Below are 15,579 nucleotides of genomic sequence, written 5' to 3'. Positions count from 1 at the left end.
GGTCCGCTCTTCTTATTTTCTGGACTAGGGGCGGAAAAGACACAAAAAGCCTTTCTTAGCTCCTCGTTTCTCGATTGCTTTTGCCTGATGCCGTGCACGGAACCATCTTCACTCTTCTAAAGCGCTACGTGCAAACCCAGTACGACCATAGTACCTGGGTCCGACTGCTGGAAGCCGCCAACCTGTCGGCCGTTGATTTCGACCACAAAAGTGTGTATCCCGATGAGCACATGTATGCGCTGGTAGGCCAGGCCGCCGAGATGACCGGCGTGTCGGCTGATGAGCTGCATGAGAAATTCGGCGAATATCTGGTGCCTGACCTCATGTACATGTATGGCCGCCTGGTGCAGCCGGAGTGGAAAACCCTGGACATGATTGAGCACACCGAGCTGACGATGCACGCGCAGGTTCGCAGTGAGCACGCCGAAAATGCCCCGCCGGTGCTGGATGTCACGCGCATTTCCCCCCATGAGCTGTACATCGATTACGTCTCGAAACGCCGCATGGGCGCCCTGGCCGTAGGCATTGTGCGCGGCCTGGCCACTTACTTTGATGAGGCCGACCAGATAAGCGTGGAACCGACCACCAGCGAAAACGGCGAACGAGTCCGGATTCGGGTGCTGCAACAGCCAGCGTAAGTCTTTCTGACCATTTCCCTTTACACCATTTACCAGGCCACTCCAAAAAGTGGCCTACCGCAGCCCATGGAAAAAAGCACGTATTACAACCCCGCCGACCTGGCTAAATTTGGCAACATCACGGAATGGCAGCCAGAGATGGGCAACAAGTTCTTTGCCTATTACGCCGAGGTATTCAAGGAAGGCGCCCTTACGGAGCGCGAAAAAGCCCTCATTGCGCTTGCCGTTGCACACGCCGTGCAGTGCCCATACTGCATTGATGCCTACACCACTGATTCCCTACAGAAAGGGGCCGATGAAGCCCAGATGATGGAAGCCGTACACGTAGCAGCGGCCATCAAAGGCGGTGCCGCATTGGTCCATGGAGTGCAGATGATGAACAAGGCCAAGGAGCTTTCCATGTAATTCCGGGGTTTGCAGGTAGGCCGGCTGCTGACAGCAACGTCAGCTACAAATGAAAACGTGACCTGGCTACTGCCCGACGCTGGCCTACCAAAAAAATCCGCGAAGCCTTTTCTCATCTGTACTATATCATGAAGTTTCTCCACGCAGGGCCTAAGGCATTGGCTGAGAATGGCTTTCTGCAGTCTGCTTTTGCCCAGGCACCCGCTGCAGGAGCGCATGCGCTGGGTGCTACGCAACGCCCTACTGTCCGGCGCCGGATGCTAGGCCTGTTGCTGCTGGGGTTGCTAGCAACCAGCAGCGCCTGCAGCCAGACGACTTCCACCAACGCAGCCGACCATTCCATGACGGCCTACGACCGTATGCTAGGCCTGCTCTACAAACAGACTGTGCCCCTCATTCAGCCCGCCGAGCTGGCCGAACAGCTGCGCAAAAACCCCCAAGGCGTGGTGCTCCTGGATACGCGCAACCCCGATGAATTCAAGGTAAGTCATTTGCAGGGTGCGCGTTTTGTGCCCTACGATGCCCTGGAAACAGCCAATTTGCAGGCGCTGCCCCACAACCTGCCGGTGGTGGTGTATTGCACAGTGGGGGCGCGGAGCGAGAAGGTGGGAGAGCGGCTCAAGGCCCTGGGCTACAAAGATGTGCGCAACCTGTACGGCGGCATTTTCCAGTGGGTGAATGAGGGACACGCGGTGTACAACCAGGCAGGCCCTACGGCTCAGGTGCATCCGTACTCCGCGCTGTGGCGGCCCTGGCTCCGGCGCGGCGAAGCCGCCTATAAGTAGCCGTACTACCAGTGCCGGCAGGCCTAGACCACTCATACCTTTTATCACTGGCGTTGCCCACCACCCACAACCCAAACACCTTGGATTATACTGCCCAAAAAGAAGATTTATTGGTTTTTGCACGGTATCCCGAGCTGGGCAAAGTAAAGACCCGCTTGGCAGCCGGTATAGGCCCGGAGCAGGCGTTGCAAGTCTACCGCGAGCTGCTGGCCCATACCCAAGCAGTTGCAGCCCCTTTGGCGGTTCGCAAATGGCTATGGCTGGCCGAAGCCGGCCCCGCCGCCGACCGATCTGATACGTGGGCTGGCTACCAGCCCCTGCCGCAGCCAGCCGGCGACCTGGGCCACCGCATGCAAACGGCTTTTGCGCATTCTTTTGCCAAAGGCGCCGCGGCCGCAGTCATCATCGGTACCGACTGCCCGGGCCTGACTACCGCACATCTGGAACAGGCCTACACCGCCCTGCACACCCATGATGTAGTGCTGGGCCCTGCTACCGATGGCGGCTATTATCTGTTGGGAATGAAAGTGGTATGGCCTACGCTGTTTGAGAATAAGCCCTGGAGTACCAGCGCAGTGCTGAGCGAAACACTAGCGGCAGCCAAGCTCGTGGGACTGCAGGTGCACCTGCTCCCGGAGCTGCGCGATGTAGACACCGCCGAGGACCTGTGGGCCTGGCAGGAATCAGAAAAACAGTCGAGCTAAACACTTTCGGGTGGTTTGCGCGTATGCTAGCGCGTCTTCTTACTGTTTTCCACTCATGCGTCGAAGTAGTATTGTGCCCATTGGGATGTTGTTGGTGGCCCTGAGTGGCCTAGGGGCAGCCTGTACTTCTGATAGTGCGCAAAAGCCCAAGCCCACCCCCAAAGCGCCTACCGACAATGTGCTAACGCGCCGGGGAAGCTTTTTCAATCAGCAGTGGGCAATGGATACGCTGTGGGAAGATGGCCTGGCCGAAGTAGCCACCTATGCGGCCGAGCGCGTGGTGTACGGGGAGGCCCGCAAATTTGAGTACACGCTGATTACGGTTAAGGAAGAGTTCAATCAGCAGTTCAACGTCAAGACTGATGACTACCAGCGCCGCGACCTGTTTCCGGTGATGAAGGTGAACGAGTTCTGCGCCATTTCTACGGAGAACTATCCGTACCATTTCCTGACCTCGCTGTTTTTCCGTCGCGACCAGCCCACCATACTCCACAAGATGACCACTTCCTCGCAGGAGTGGTGCGGCAACACGTTCAAGGCCATCACCGATGACGGGCTACAGTACGCCCAGATCTATAATTCGTACTGGGATGGGCAGGGAGCCGGGCACCGGCAGCTGCGGCGGGAGGTGCTGTTCGAAGATGCGCTGCCCTACACCTTGCGCAGCCTGCGCTTCGAGCGAAAACCGAACTTTGTAGTGCCCGTGTATGAGCTGCAGCAAACCAGCCAGGCCAAGGCGCCTACGCTCTACCAAGCGCTGTTCCAGACCGAGGATGCCCAAACGGAAACTACTTCGGAGCCAGCCTGGCGCGTGACAGTAGCGCTGGATGCGCAAAAGAAAAACGTGTATTGGTTTGCCAAGCGCTATCCCAATACGTTACTTCGGCAAACCACCTGGGATGGCCGCACTCTACTGCTGAAAGAAGTGCGCCGCTATGCCTATTGGCCCAAAAAGCCCGCCCCCTCCGATACTACGGCTGCTGCAACTCAGCCCCGGATGTAGCCTTATGCTGCAGCAGCTCCCATAACAGGAAGCTAATAACAACACCGTATTCCAGGCCTAACAGCCACAGGTTTTCGGTGTAGGCTGAGGTCTGGTAGGCCGCATAGGAGAGTACGCCCATGCCCGACCACACCAGCGCATAGCGGTAGGGCGTAAACACGCTTAGGGCTACCAGTGGCGTGAGGTACCAGGGATGCACCGTGGTAGCCAGCAGAAAGTATAGCGTGAGCAGCAGCAGCAGCCAGCGGGGCAGCGTAGGCCAGGTGAGGTGTCTTTCGAAGGCCGCCATTAGCAAGCCTCCCACGGCTGTAGTTAGCGCTAGGGAGGGGCCAATGAAGGCAATTTCGTTGTAGCCGGTCCACCACTGGCCTAGAGCCCGCAGTAGATAATATATGCTGGCATTGAACTCGAAGCTGCGGAAATATAGGTTCAGGCTCTGACCAATATTGACGAACAGTTCCTGCGAGATGAAAGGCATAAAGACCACGGCCAGTGTAGCGCCCAGCGTGCCTGCCAGCAGCAGAAAACGCCGCCACTCTAGCCGCTGAAGCAGCAGCGGGAGCACCAGCAAGGGCAGGAATTTGGTGGCCACGGCCAGGCCCAGCGCCATGCCCGCCGTGGCTACCAGCCCGCGGCGGAGGCACCACAGCATCAGAAGAAGTAGGCAAATCACGAGGGCCTCGAAATGGAGGTTACCGATTAGCTCGACCACTACCAACGGGTTCAGTAAATAGAGCAGGGCAGCCCGCGGCTCTTGCCCAAACGCCTGCAGCAAGCGCACCAGCAGCCAGGCCGTGGCTATTTCGGCGGCCAGCAGAATCAGCCTCATCAGGAGCACCGCCGCTCGCGCATTAGTGGGGAATAGCGTGGCCGTAGCTCCAAATACTGCCTGGCACACCGGCGGATAGACGGAGTAGTAATGGGGCGAGTTCAGATGTGGGTATTCTGCGGCCAGCTGCTCCAGTATCTGGACAGACAACAGGTGATAGGGATGGCGCTGCAGTGGCGCGGAAGAATCTGGTAGGCCAGTCTTGGTGCTGGTTTGAGGTGGGCTACCTGGCAGCTCGAAGGCATCGGGCCGGTATTGGTATGGGTTGATGCCAGCCGCCACCAGCAGGCCATCCCACCGGAAGCGGTGGTAATCGTCGGAGAGGGCCGGCAGGGCGGGCAGCCAGAGCAGCCGCAGCACCAGCGCGGCGCCCAGGCCGGCGCGCAACGGCAGGCGCGTGCGCCACAGCCCCGCGTAGGCCAGAAAGGCCACTCCTAACAGGCCTAGCAATAGCCCAAACTCCTGGCGTGGCACTCCGTAAGCCAGCACCATATAGGCCCCCGAGCTCAACAGCAGCAGCAACCAATGAACGGGGCGTAGGCCAGTAGCGGGGCGTATCATGGGGGGCGCCGGCTACTGCCGGGAATTGTGACGCAGGGAGTAATAGAACACCAAGCTGTAGCCCACCGTCAGCATGAGGTGAAACGGAAACAGGCCAAAATCGTGGAAATACACGCCCGCCACCAAGCCCGAGAAGAAATACAGGGCCAGTAGGCCTTCCAGCAGCGTGAGGCCATCCAGCCCGCCCGTACGGTACCGCCGGCCCTGCCAGGTGCCTTGGCGCCGCACCAGCCCGAGCTTGGGTGTGCGAATAAAGGCCGACTGCTTACCCCACAGGCCTAGCGCCACCGCGCGGGCGTTGTGCAACGACAGCCCCATCATCACGGACAAAAACAGCAGTAAGCGCGGCAGAAACGCCGGGCCGGTAGGCTTTCGGTCTTGGGCGGCCAGTTGCCAGGAGGTGTAGTAATAGTAAGTGAGGGGCACGAAGGCCAGCAGAAACACCGAGGCCATCTGGAAAGCGGGCTGCAGTGCCGGCAGATCGGCGCGCACATATACCAGCGGCACACTCAGCACGGCCATCAGCAGAATAGCCCCAAAAACGGAGCTGTTGAGCAAGTGAAACGTAGCGTGAATCTTGATGCCCACCGACTCAGAGGAGCGCAGCATCTGGCCCAGGTGCTTGCGGGCCGTTTCGGCGGCGCCCTTGGTCCAGCGGAATTGCTGCGACTTAAGAGCATCCATAGCGGCAGGCAGCTCGGCCGGAGCCACCACGCGCGGCAGATACTTGAAGCGCCAGCCCCGCATCTGGGCCCGGTAGCTCAGGTCCAGGTCTTCGGTAAGCGTATCGGATTGCCAGCCGCCTGCATCCTCAATGCAGGTGCGCCGCCACACGCCGCCCGTGCCATTAAAGTTGATGAAGTAGCCACCCGCCGTGCGGCCCACCTGCTCTACATAGAAGTGGGCATTCAGACCGAACGCCTGTAGTTCCGTGAGCAGCGAATACTCCTCGTTGAGGTGACCCCAGCGGGTCTGCACTACGCCTGTTTGGGGCTCCCGGAAATGCGGAATGGTGCGCTCCAGAAAGTCGGGTTCCGGCACGAAGTCGGCATCGAAAATTGCAATGAACTCTCCATCCGTTAGCTCCAGACCGTGGCGCAGGGCGCCGGCCTTGAACCCTTCGCGAGTGGGGCGCCGCACGTGGTCGATGCGCAGGCCCCGGCCCCGGTGGTAGGCCACTCGCGCGGCCGCCAAGGCTACCGTTTCGTCGGTAGAGTCGTCGAGAATCTGTAGGTGAAGCTTGTTGAGGGGATACTGTAGGCGGGCACAGGCATCAATCACACGTTCAACTACATATAGTTCATTGTAGATGGGTAATTGCACCGTCACGAGGGGCCACTCGGCAGGGGCTGGCGGCAGGGGCGCGGGGGGCTGCCCGTAGGCCCGGCGTGCCAAGCGGGTAAGCTGAAACTGCGTGAGGCTGAAGCTCAGAATGAACACCAGACACAGGCCGTAAAGCGCTACCAGCAGCAGTTCCAGACCGAGCATCAAAGGAGAAGCAACAAGCAGCAAGACGAAAGTAGTGGGCACAAAAAACGGCGAGATGAGCAGAGAGAATGAATGCTGAAGTAGGGGCGCGCTATCAGGCGGAGCAGACCGCCGCGTGCCTTACAAATACCGGAAAATCGTCCATAAGATTTTGTAGCCGGCGCCCAGGGTGCCTTGCACGGTGCCCGATACTTTGGAGGTCCCGATGCGGCGGCGGTACCGCACCGGCACCTCCACATGGCGCAGCTTGAGGCGGGCGGCTTTCAGCTGCATTTCTACCGTCCAGCCATAGGTGGTATCCTGCATGCCTATCTGTTCCAGCGCCTCTCTCCGGATGGCCCGAAAAGGCCCCAGGTCCGTGAATCGGGCGCCATAGAACCAGCGCAGGAGGGTAGTGGCCAGCCAGTTTCCGAAAATCTGTTGGGGCAGCATCGAGCCTGCTTCCCGCTCGCCCAAAGCGCGGGACCCAATCACCATGTCGGCCTCGCCCCGCAGAATAGGCGCTACCAGCGCGGTCATATCGGCCGGGAAATCGGAGTAGTCGCCATCCAGAAACACGATGATGTCGGGTTGCTCTGCCGTGGGCCGACCAAAGCAGCGTGCCATGCCGGCCAGGCAGGCGTAGCCGTAGCCCGGCCGCGGCTCCCGCAACACGGTAGCACCAGCAGCAGCGGCTACGGCACCCGTGCGGTCAGAGGAGTTGTTATCAACCACCAGCACCTCCCGGACCAGCTCCTTCGGAATCTCAGCCAGCACTTTGGCAATGGACTGCTCTTCGTTGAAAGCGGGAATGATAACGTCGATCAGGGGCAGGGTAGAAGTCATGCGAAGCGGGGCACCGGCCTACCATTCAGGCGCTGAACAGGAAGCCCGGCGGGGCAGTATACCACTGCAAAGATGCACTGTTGAGTTCGTTGTGCCCTTGCCAGCGGCGGCACACCCGAACAATTAGTTCGTGCAGCCGTTTGCAGCCTTGTTTGTACCTGTTTCCTGCGTTACACCCCATGCTCCAGATTGGCGACTTTGCTCCTGATTTCACCCTGAAAACTACCACGGGCGATACATTCCGGCTGAGCGAACAGCGGGGGCAGCGGAGCATTGTGCTGTATTTCTATCCCAAAGACGATACGCCAGGCTGCACCGCCCAGGCCTGCTCGTTCCGCGACCAGTACGAAGACTTCCGGGAGCTGGGCGCCGAGGTGGTAGGGGTAAGTTCCGATAGCGAAACTTCCCACCAGCAATTCACGCAGAGGCACCGCTTGCCGTTCCCGCTGCTAGCCGACACCGGCGCGCGGGTGCGCAAGCACTACCAGGTGCCGCGCGCGCTGCTAGGCCTGTTGCCGGGCCGCGTTACGTTTGTTATTGATCAGGAAGGACGCATTCAATACATTTTCGACTCCTTGGACCGTGCCACCGACCACGTAGCCGAAGCCAAGCAGGTACTGATGCAGCTTCGTGCCGCCTCAGAGGCCTAGCTGGGCCTCTCTGGCGCCGTTTGCCTGGCCTAGCCGAGGTGTTTGCCAGGTGCAGGCCGGGTGTATATTTGCCGCCTGACTTTTAGGTAAGTCAGGCGTCTTTTTACCTCTCTAGCAGTTTATGGGTGCCTTATTAACCGACATGTTACAACGGGCGCAGCGCAGCCGGCGCGTAGTGTCCATCCAATCTAGCGGCGGCATGTTTCTGGGCTACGTGCTCAGCCACAATCCCGAGATGCTGGTGTTGCGCACCATCACGCGGCAAGGGTTGCTCACGGGCGTGCGGACGCTCAGCGTGGGCAGCATCTCGCAGGTGCACTTTGATGACAAGTACGTGCGCCTCATTGAGTTCAAGGAGCACAACCCGGAGATAGTGTACGCCCTGCCTGCCGCCCCCGATGGCCTCGAAAACCAGTATCTCACGGTGCCAGCGCTGCTCCAGCGGGCCAAGGAAGTGCGCCAGCTGGTGCAGCTGGAAACCCACGCCGATAACGACCTGTACGGCTACATTGAGCGCGTTGCGGAAGATGAGCTGCTGGTGGAAGTGTACACGCAGTTTGGCGAGCCCGACGGCCACACCGTGCTGGATCTGGACAGTGTGCGCAGCGTCATCTGGAGTGATGAGGATACCCGCACCATTGAGCTTATCATCCGGCAGCAACGCGAAAAGGAAGGGAAGTAGGCTCGCGGGAGTGGCCTAGGCCAGTTCAGGAGGAATAAACGGTTGGCAGAGGATTGCGTATGCTCTACCTCGTTTACTCCCGTTTCCTGATGAAATTTCTGTTCCTGCTGCTGGCCTTGTGCGGCACCATCGCCGCCACTGCCCAAACTGCTCCGGCTCCCCTGAATGCCACACTCGATGGCTACGAATACCCATTTCCAGTAAAGTACCTACCGCTGCGGCTGGAGGGCCAAGCCCTGCGCATGGCCTACATGGATGTGCCCGCATCAGCCAAAGCCAACAGCAGGACCGTGCTGCTGCTGCACGGCAAAAACTTCTTCGGGGCCTATTGGCGCGAAACGGTGAAGGCTCTCACGGCGGCCGGTTTCCGGGTGGTGGTGCCCGACCAAATCGGGTTCGGCAAATCCAGCAAACCCGATATCCACTACTCGTTTCATCAGCTGGCCCACAACACCAAGCACCTGCTCGATACCCTGGGAATCCAACGGGCAGTCATCGTAGGCCACTCCATAGGCGGTATGCTGGCCACGCGCTTTGCCCTGATGTACCCGACGGCTACGGAGAAGCTCGTGCTCGAAAACCCCATTGGCCTCGAAGACTACCGGGTGGGCGTGCCCTTCCAAACCATTGATCAGGCCGAAGCTTCGGAGCGCAAAAGCACCGAGGAAAGCATCCGGAAGTACCACGCCACCTACTACCCCCACGGCTACCCCAAAGCCCACGACGAGTGGCTGCTGCCCCTGGCGGCCCAAACCCGCCACCCCGATTTTCCGCAGGTGGCCCGCGCCAATGCCCTCACCTTCCACATGATTTATCAGCAGCCCGTGAGCTACGAGTTCAGCCGCATAACGGTGCCCACCCTGCTCATCATAGGGCAGGACGACCGCACCGTAGTAGGCAAGGGCCTAGTGAAAGACCCGAAGGTGCTGGCCACGCTAGGCCAGTATCCGGAGCTGGGCCGCCGCAACGCCGCCCAAATAAAAGGCGCCAAACTGGTGCCACTAGTCGGCGTAGGCCATATTCCGCACCTCGAAGCTACACCTCGATTCCTGGAGGCGCTGCTGGCGTTTGTGAAGTAGGCTATTTGCGGTTGGGGTAGGATACCTCTGACGCGCACCGGAACCCGATGTGCGGCGCCGGCCCACTGTAGGAGCCGCGCGCTTTGATAGTACAGGCTTCCAGTGGGTCGAGGTAGCTGCCGCCTTTCGTGATGCCCTGTTCCTGCACCATTTCGGCGGCGTTGCCGAGTGCCTGGTATAGGCCAAAGGCATTCGGCGGGCCCTGCCAAACGTAGCCTGGCGTTGTCTGACGAAGAAAATAAGGTTCCTTCTGAGCGTAGTTTATCATTACCCGACTCGGCTGGCTGCGGTTGTAGCTTTCAATATCAGCACGAATCTGCTGGCTGGTTTCCTGGCTACCAGAGCGCCGCTTTAGGTAATCGGCCGCCTTTGGGTTAATCTGAACAGGCTGGTTTAAGCAACTCGAGCCGTAGGGTAAGCCACTTTGTCCTTGGGCAGCAATTTCCCATTCCGCTTCCGTAGGCAGCCGATATAGTATGCGGACATACCCTTGGCTCAACGAATCAGCGTGGCTGTACAGTTTATTATATTCTGCCGTTACAACTCGGCTACGCCAGCGGCAAAACGCATCTGCTTGCTCCCAGCTGATTCCTACGACTGGGTATCGGTGGTAAAACCTGTCGGCATAATACTCGGGAACTGGTAGCGCAGCTGCCAATGGCTGCATGGCTTCATTTAGCCCTGTATCGGGCGTAGTCTGTTGCTGAAAAAACTTCCATTCCAAATTGGAGATTTCTGCTTCATCGATGCCAAATCCAGAGTTATTAAGTGGAACGATACCAGGACCCAAGCGCAGGTCTGACCACTTGCTGAGCGGAGGGAGCAGAAAGGTGTCCTTGCAGCTGTTAGCCGATTGCCGAAAATAGATGACGTCCCAATCGTTGAGGCCCGGTATGGGATCCCAATTCGGCAAGCCATTAGTAGAGAGGCCCGTGGTGGCTGAATAGCTCCCCGGCAAACTGCTGCTAGGTGTGTGCCCAACAGCACAAGCACCCAGAGTAGATAAACATATAGAGCTTAGAATCAGCCTGGCTGATGAAAACGACATAAAAACTGTTTTATAATGTACCACCAAGCTTTAGCCTGGTGGCGTGAATGTACTTGCCAACTAGTCGTTTCCACTAGCTCAATATCCGCAGGCTTTCGGCCGTAATCAGCTGGGAGCCTTGGTAGCGGCCATCACGCGGGCCGTTTTCTAGGTTGAGCACGCCGCGGGGGCATACTGTGGAGCACATCCCGCAGCCCACGCAGGAGGCCCGAATGATGGGCTCGCCGCGCTGGGCGTACTGCTTTACATCAATACCCATCTCGCAGACGTTGGAGCAATTGCCGCAGCTGATGCATTGGGCGCCGTTGGTGGTGATGCGGAAGCGCGAGAGATATTTCTGCAAGATGCCTAGGTAAGCGGCCATCGGGCACCCGAAGCGGCACCACACGCGGCTGCCCATCAGGGGGTAGAAGCCCACCCCAACTACGCCCGAAAACACGGCCCCAATGGCAAACCCGTAGAACTTGCTGAGCGCGTCTACCGGGCTCAGGTTGCTGAACAGGGTGATGGAGGAAGGTTGGACCGTGGTGAACCAGGCCGGCAACGTCCCGGCTACCCCCAGCCACAACAGCACCGTTACGAGCACGATAAAGGCCAGGATGGGGTAGATGATGCGAACCTCCCAGCGCCAGGCTTCGCGGCTTTTGTCGGAGAGGTGGCGGTAGGGGTCGCCGGCGGTTTCGGCCAAGCCACCGCAGCCACACACCCAGGAGCAGTACCAGCGCTTCCCGAAGAAATAGGTGAGAATGGGCGTGCCGACAAACGACATGACCGCGCCCCAGAACACCATAAACACGCCCAGGCCAGGGCCCCCATCCTTCAGCAGATAGCCCACGGTACCCGGAAACAGGTAGTCGTATTTCAGGGGCCAGAAGTAGCTGAAGTAATACTCGGGCCGCTGAAAAGCCAGCAGCACACCCGGCAATAGCCAGGCAAACCCCAACTGAAAGAACATGACCGAGGCCGTCCGGATGCGTTGATACGGTGAGTGCCGGTACTTCCAGAGGGCGCGGCCGCCCATCAGCAGAATGGCCAGCGTATAGAACGTGCCGTAGAGAAACCACTGGTCGGAGGGACGCTGCCGAATGGCCTGGCTGAGCGGATCGAGGGAATGCACCAGGCTATTGAGAAACCCAAAATTTCCCTGTTCATCGGGGCTGCTGAACCAGTACAGCAGCACATAAAAGCCCGTGAGCACCACCGCCGTGAGCCAGGCCACGGCACCCCGGCTGGTGCTACTGCGCAGCCACAGATTATCCTGCTGCACCCCGGCAGGCTTGCCCGCAAATTTGCGCGCTGCCCACAACAAGGTGCCCATGCTTACCAAGGTCATAGCCGCGTAGAGGCTCATTTGGGCCAGCCAGGCATCGGCGGCGAAGGTGGCGGGCAGCAGTGCCAAAAGTCCCAGCCCGATGATCGTCAGCAGGAGCTTTTCGGTGGCAGATACCGTGGGCAGCGGTGGAGTGGGCAGGGAAAGCGAAGGAAGCATAGCTGACGAAGGAGCAAACCAAGTAGGGGCGGCACTGGCCTAGCGCCAGCAACGTGCAATAAATGAGGCAGGTGGCCAGCTGTAGGCCACTGCCAGCTTAGTGATGATGGTGGTGATGCCCATCATTAGGCTTGCCAAACAGATTCAGCAATGAGCCCAGCACATACAGCACAAACCAGCACAGGTACAGCCAGTTATAGCCCTTCGGCTCTGGTTGGTTGAGTAGGTTGATAACCAGTTGAGCACCAGCACTCATGACCACGCCCACCAAGGCAATGTATTGAAAGCTGTTGAGGGCGTTGAGACGATATAGTTTGGAAAAATCCATGTGCTTCGGAAGAAAGAATCGGGATGTAGAAAAGCAGAAGATACGAGCGGAAGTTGCTGGTAAGCTGCCTGGCGAAACAGATTTTTGTGGCAGAGACCTTACGCGCCGAATGAAAACAGCCCTTTCCGGCGCTTGAGGGCCACCGGGTGCTGCGGAAACTGCTCGTTGAACTGGCCTACAATAGCGGCCTCATGCTGTTGGAAAAACTCCGGGTCGAAGTTGGCAGCGCCCAGCTCGGCCAGTACCTGCGTGACGGGCGTACCCTGGCGCAGCCACTGGTCCCAGACATCGTGGCGCTGCCGGATGCCCAGCGTATTCATGCCCGTAACCGCGTGGTTGTCATCAGCCCAGAAGTTTATGCGCAGCAGGAGTTGCCCGTTGGGGTGCTGCCAGCAGAAAGAGTGTGTTCCTGAGGGCGTGCGCGCAGGCACCTGGCCGTAGGTTTGGTATTCGAGCTGAAAGAACTTGGCCGAGTTGAACCACACCCCACGCTGGTAAGCCTGGGGCTGCCCGCAAATGGCGTAGGCCACTGTCTCACCCTGCTGCCGTCCGGTATACCACAATTGCTCTACGGGTACCTGGCCTAGGCCAGTCTGGCGGTGTTGGGCGCAGTCGCCGGCGGCGTATACATCGGGCTGATTGGTTTGCAGATGCTCGTTCACCAGAATGCCGCGTGCCGTTTCCAGGCCCGAGGCCTGAGCCAGTGAAAGGTTGGGGGTTACGCCCGTGGCCAAGCCTACCCACTGGCAGGCGATTTCCCGGCCATCGGTGGTGCGCACGGCCCGCACGCGGCCTGCAGAGTCGCCGAGTATTTCAGCCAACTCTGTGCTGTAGTGCATGTGTATGTGATGGGCCTGTAGCTGGCGGTTCACGAGTGCTGCTTCTTCGGGCGGCAGTACCGAGCCCCAATAGTGCGTGTCGCGCACGAGCATGGTGACGGCAATGCCGCGGGAGTGCAGCATCTCGGCCAGCTCCACGCCAATCAGGCCGCCACCCACTACTACTGCCTGGCCTACGCCGTGAGTTTCGCGGTGCATGCGTTCCAGGTCCTGTAGACCATATAAACCCTGCACGCCCTGCAGCTCCTGGCCGGGCCATCTCTCGAAGCGGCTTACGGAGCCGGTAGCCACCAGCAGCTTGTCGTAGGCTAGGGGGGCGCCGGTGCTCAGGTGTACCAGATGGTGCTCGGCCTCTATGTGCGTGGCGGTGGCCTGCACCAGTTCCAGGCTGTTTTCTGGCCAGAACCAGTCGCCGTAGGGTTTCAGGTCCTGGGGGCGTATGTGGCCCATGTAGGTATACATCAGGGCGGGCCGCGAAATATGGTAGGGGCTTTCGTCGGAAACGAGCGTAATGCGGGCGTCGGGGTGGAGGCGGCGCACCGTGAGGGCGCACGTAACGCCCGTGATGCCATTGCCGATAATGACCAGGTGCATAGAAAGAGCGTGGAAAAGCCACGGCACAAAGGTGAAAGAAAAAAGCATCTGACCGGCGAGGCCTACCGCCACAGCACCTACGCACAAAGCGCCACAGTAGGATGCGCAGGCTGAGCGCTTTTTTAACCTGAAAATGACAGAATTCTGGTGTTGACATACCGATCTGGTTGGGCATTTATGCCCAACTAACCAAGCTGCCGCACGTACACCTGTATGCAGAACTTCACACCCCAAAACCCCGCCACTATGGCTAATGACGATAAGAACGCCGATAAATCAGCGGTACACGACCAGGATGCTGTGCCTCAAAACGAGCAGTTGAAGAAAGAGCAGGAATACAAAGAGCTGCTCAGCAACGGCAAACAAAGCGACGACTCATCGGCGCACCGCAACCAGGGTGCGGGCGGCTTCACCCAGCGCTCCGATCAGAAAGATCAGCTCGAAAACCTGCACATAAACGGAGGTGAAGGCGTGCCCCAGGGAGGTAATGAGCACGACGATGCCGGCGAGCAGAACAGCGGCCCTGGCTTCGGCACCGAAGGCAGCGTAGAGCTCGACCATCAGTTGCGTACCCGCGACCAGAAGTTTGGCGAATCTGCACCCAGTGGGCCCGCTAAGCCGGTAGAAGACTAAGTTTTCTCTGCCTGAGAAATGCGCCCCGTTCTGGAAAGAACGGGGCTTTTTTATGTTCTCAAATACGGAAAGAGGGTGGCCTACGGTAGGATGCAAAGCCAGATTAGGATTTTAGGAACGTTGCTATATATCTTTAGGAACCGCAGAAGGGCCTACCGGTCATTTTGCGGTTTCAGTGCTGTTTCTCGCCTCTTTTGGCCCCGCCTCTTTTCTGCCTAATTCCCCCTTCTTTACTGCAACCCTGTATGAATGAGAACACTACTACCCCAGTTGAAAACGAAGAACTAACCCCCGAGCTGATGCAGGAGGAGGAAGAAAACCTCTCCTCCGGAAATCGTCGTCTGGGTATCATTGTGGGCACTATTGTGCTGGTAGTAGGCATGGGCTACGCGCTGCTGCCGGCCAAGGCTACGGAGCAGATTATCAATGTAATGCCCAGTATGGAGCTAGGCTCTGCCACCGTAACGGCCTCTAGGCCAACCGACGAAGCGCCGCAGGCCGCCACCGTAGTGGCCGAGGAAGAAGTGGAGGAGGAGAAAGAAGCTCCCAAAACGGCTGCTGAGCTGAAAGTCGCCGCCGCAGCCAAAGCTGCCGCCGCGCGCGAAGCCGCCAAGCGCACCGTAGCGCCGGTAGCCCCCGAAATAGCGACCAGTGAAGTGGAAGTGGAGCCAGTACCGGCCGCCGTGGTTGCGGAGCCTGCTGCCCCTACCACCGTCACCATATCCGGCCGCATTCTCAACGAAAATGGCCGCCCCATGGCTGGTGCTACCGTGCTCCTGAAAGGATCCAAGAAAGCCGTCGGAACGGATGCCAACGGTAACTACACGATGGAAGTACCTGCCGGCGACAACACGCTGGTGTATGGCTACGGTGGATATCAGGACCAGGAAATGCGCGCCCGCGGTGCGCAGCCCCTCAACGTAACGCTGATACCCGACGAAAATGCGGGTAAGCGCCGTCGGCGCTAAGCTAGTGGCCTAGCGTTGCGCAGTATCAGCA

At 59.0% G+C, this 15,579-nt stretch carries 17 protein-coding genes; 10 read left to right on the top strand and 7 right to left on the bottom strand.

Annotated elements, in window-relative coordinates; all coding sequences use genetic code 11:
• Positions 1-92 precede the first annotated feature (92 nt).
• From CFT68_RS05425 to CFT68_RS05405, 5 genes are all read left to right on the top strand, one after another.
• Positions 93-638: a heme NO-binding domain-containing protein gene (locus tag CFT68_RS05425; protein WP_212590364.1), complete on the top strand. Its 546-nt coding sequence runs from the start codon at positions 93-95 to the stop codon at positions 636-638.
• Between the two features lie 66 nt (positions 639-704).
• Positions 705-1,043: an arsenosugar biosynthesis-associated peroxidase-like protein gene (locus tag CFT68_RS05420; RefSeq protein WP_088842381.1), complete on the top strand. Its 339-nt coding sequence runs from the start codon at positions 705-707 to the stop codon at positions 1,041-1,043.
• A 128-nt stretch (positions 1,044-1,171) separates the two neighbouring features.
• A complete protein-coding gene (locus CFT68_RS05415) occupies positions 1,172-1,828 on the top strand; it encodes a rhodanese-like domain-containing protein (RefSeq protein ID WP_088842380.1) in 657 nt (218 codons plus the stop codon).
• Between the two features lie 80 nt (positions 1,829-1,908).
• Positions 1,909-2,532 carry a TIGR04282 family arsenosugar biosynthesis glycosyltransferase gene (locus CFT68_RS05410; protein WP_088842379.1) on the top strand — a complete coding sequence of 208 codons (624 nt, stop codon included), beginning with the start codon at positions 1,909-1,911 and terminating at the stop codon, positions 2,530-2,532.
• Positions 2,533-2,587: 55 nt separating this feature from the next.
• On the top strand, positions 2,588-3,535 hold the full coding sequence (locus tag CFT68_RS05405; RefSeq protein WP_141106459.1) for a hypothetical protein: 948 nt from the start codon (positions 2,588-2,590) through the stop codon (positions 3,533-3,535).
• Here the strand turns inward: CFT68_RS05405 and CFT68_RS05400 are convergent.
• The 3 genes from CFT68_RS05400 to CFT68_RS05390 all read right to left on the bottom strand — a co-directional run bounded on the left by CFT68_RS05400 (position 3,504) and on the right by CFT68_RS05390 (position 7,238).
• Positions 3,504-4,925 carry a glycosyltransferase 87 family protein gene (locus CFT68_RS05400; protein ID WP_088842377.1) on the bottom strand — a complete coding sequence of 474 codons (1,422 nt, stop codon included), beginning with the start codon at positions 4,923-4,925 and terminating at the stop codon, positions 3,504-3,506. The two genes, CFT68_RS05405 and CFT68_RS05400, sit on opposite strands and share 32 nt — an antisense overlap.
• 12 nt (positions 4,926-4,937) lie before the next feature.
• The gene (locus CFT68_RS05395; RefSeq protein WP_317044097.1) at positions 4,938-6,455 is read right to left on the bottom strand and encodes a cellulose synthase family protein; all 1,518 of its coding nucleotides are present in this window, start codon (positions 6,453-6,455) and stop codon (positions 4,938-4,940) included.
• Positions 6,456-6,533: 78 nt separating this feature from the next.
• On the bottom strand, positions 6,534-7,238 hold the full coding sequence (locus tag CFT68_RS05390; RefSeq protein WP_088842375.1) for a glycosyltransferase family 2 protein: 705 nt from the start codon (positions 7,236-7,238) through the stop codon (positions 6,534-6,536).
• A 152-nt stretch (positions 7,239-7,390) separates the two neighbouring features.
• On the opposite strand from CFT68_RS05390, the gene CFT68_RS05385 reads away from it, so the two are divergent.
• The 3 genes from CFT68_RS05385 (at position 7,391) to CFT68_RS05375 (ending at position 9,649) form a co-directional block, all read left to right on the top strand.
• Entirely contained in the window at positions 7,391-7,888 is a 498-nt protein-coding gene (locus tag CFT68_RS05385; RefSeq protein WP_317044096.1) for a peroxiredoxin, read from the top strand.
• 121 nt (positions 7,889-8,009) lie between these two features.
• A complete protein-coding gene (locus tag CFT68_RS05380) occupies positions 8,010-8,570 on the top strand; it encodes a hypothetical protein (RefSeq protein ID WP_141106458.1) in 561 nt (186 codons plus the stop codon).
• 89 nt (positions 8,571-8,659) lie between these two features.
• On the top strand, positions 8,660-9,649 hold the full coding sequence (locus CFT68_RS05375; protein WP_088842372.1) for an alpha/beta fold hydrolase: 990 nt from the start codon (positions 8,660-8,662) through the stop codon (positions 9,647-9,649).
• A gap of 1 nt (position 9,650) precedes the next feature.
• Here the strand turns inward: CFT68_RS05375 and CFT68_RS05370 are convergent, their stop codons facing one another.
• The 4 genes from CFT68_RS05370 to CFT68_RS05355 all read right to left on the bottom strand — a co-directional run bounded on the left by CFT68_RS05370 (position 9,651) and on the right by CFT68_RS05355 (position 13,947).
• A complete protein-coding gene (locus CFT68_RS05370; protein ID WP_170934703.1) occupies positions 9,651-10,562 on the bottom strand; it encodes a formylglycine-generating enzyme family protein in 912 nt (303 codons plus the stop codon).
• 208 nt (positions 10,563-10,770) lie between these two features.
• Positions 10,771-12,186, bottom strand: a complete 1,416-nt coding sequence (locus CFT68_RS05365; RefSeq protein ID WP_088842370.1) for a 4Fe-4S binding protein — start codon at positions 12,184-12,186, stop codon at positions 10,771-10,773.
• Between the two features lie 97 nt (positions 12,187-12,283).
• On the bottom strand, positions 12,284-12,514 hold the full coding sequence (locus tag CFT68_RS05360) for a hypothetical protein (RefSeq protein ID WP_088842369.1): 231 nt from the start codon (positions 12,512-12,514) through the stop codon (positions 12,284-12,286).
• A 98-nt stretch (positions 12,515-12,612) separates the two neighbouring features.
• Positions 12,613-13,947: an NAD(P)/FAD-dependent oxidoreductase gene (locus CFT68_RS05355; RefSeq protein ID WP_088843683.1), complete on the bottom strand. Its 1,335-nt coding sequence runs from the start codon at positions 13,945-13,947 to the stop codon at positions 12,613-12,615.
• Positions 13,948-14,160: 213 nt separating this feature from the next.
• Here CFT68_RS05355 and CFT68_RS05350 point away from each other — a divergent pair, with 213 nt between their 5' ends.
• The gene (locus CFT68_RS05350) at positions 14,161-14,580 is read left to right on the top strand and encodes a hypothetical protein (RefSeq protein WP_088842368.1); all 420 of its coding nucleotides are present in this window, start codon (positions 14,161-14,163) and stop codon (positions 14,578-14,580) included.
• A 245-nt stretch (positions 14,581-14,825) separates the two neighbouring features.
• Entirely contained in the window at positions 14,826-15,548 is a 723-nt protein-coding gene (locus CFT68_RS05345) for a carboxypeptidase-like regulatory domain-containing protein (protein ID WP_088842367.1), read from the top strand.
• The last annotated feature ends 31 nt before the right edge of the window (positions 15,549-15,579 follow it).

It is taken from the genome of Hymenobacter gelipurpurascens (genome assembly GCF_900187375.1).
Classification (GTDB): Bacteria; Bacteroidota; Bacteroidia; order Cytophagales; family Hymenobacteraceae; genus Hymenobacter; species Hymenobacter gelipurpurascens.
This window is presented reverse-complemented; position numbering and strand designations above follow the sequence as displayed.

Coding starts and splice junctions, on each gene's coding strand:
- CFT68_RS05420 (WP_088842381.1), top strand. CDS start 705: ATGGAAAAAAGCACGTATTACAACCCCGCCGACCTGGCTAAATTTGGC.
- CFT68_RS05415 (WP_088842380.1), top strand. CDS start 1,172: ATGAAGTTTCTCCACGCAGGGCCTAAGGCATTGGCTGAGAATGGCTTT.
- CFT68_RS05405 (WP_141106459.1), top strand. CDS start 2,588: ATGCGTCGAAGTAGTATTGTGCCCATTGGGATGTTGTTGGTGGCCCTG.
- CFT68_RS05400 (WP_088842377.1), bottom strand. CDS start 4,925: ATGATACGCCCCGCTACTGGCCTACGCCCCGTTCATTGGTTGCTGCTG.
- CFT68_RS05390 (WP_088842375.1), bottom strand. CDS start 7,238: ATGACTTCTACCCTGCCCCTGATCGACGTTATCATTCCCGCTTTCAAC.
- CFT68_RS05380 (WP_141106458.1), top strand. CDS start 8,010: ATGGGTGCCTTATTAACCGACATGTTACAACGGGCGCAGCGCAGCCGG.
- CFT68_RS05375 (WP_088842372.1), top strand. CDS start 8,660: ATGAAATTTCTGTTCCTGCTGCTGGCCTTGTGCGGCACCATCGCCGCC.
- CFT68_RS05365 (WP_088842370.1), bottom strand. CDS start 12,186: ATGCTTCCTTCGCTTTCCCTGCCCACTCCACCGCTGCCCACGGTATCT.
- CFT68_RS05360 (WP_088842369.1), bottom strand. CDS start 12,514: ATGGATTTTTCCAAACTATATCGTCTCAACGCCCTCAACAGCTTTCAA.
- CFT68_RS05355 (WP_088843683.1), bottom strand. CDS start 13,947: ATGCACCTGGTCATTATCGGCAATGGCATCACGGGCGTTACGTGCGCC.
- CFT68_RS05350 (WP_088842368.1), top strand. CDS start 14,161: ATGCAGAACTTCACACCCCAAAACCCCGCCACTATGGCTAATGACGAT.
- CFT68_RS05345 (WP_088842367.1), top strand. CDS start 14,826: ATGAATGAGAACACTACTACCCCAGTTGAAAACGAAGAACTAACCCCC.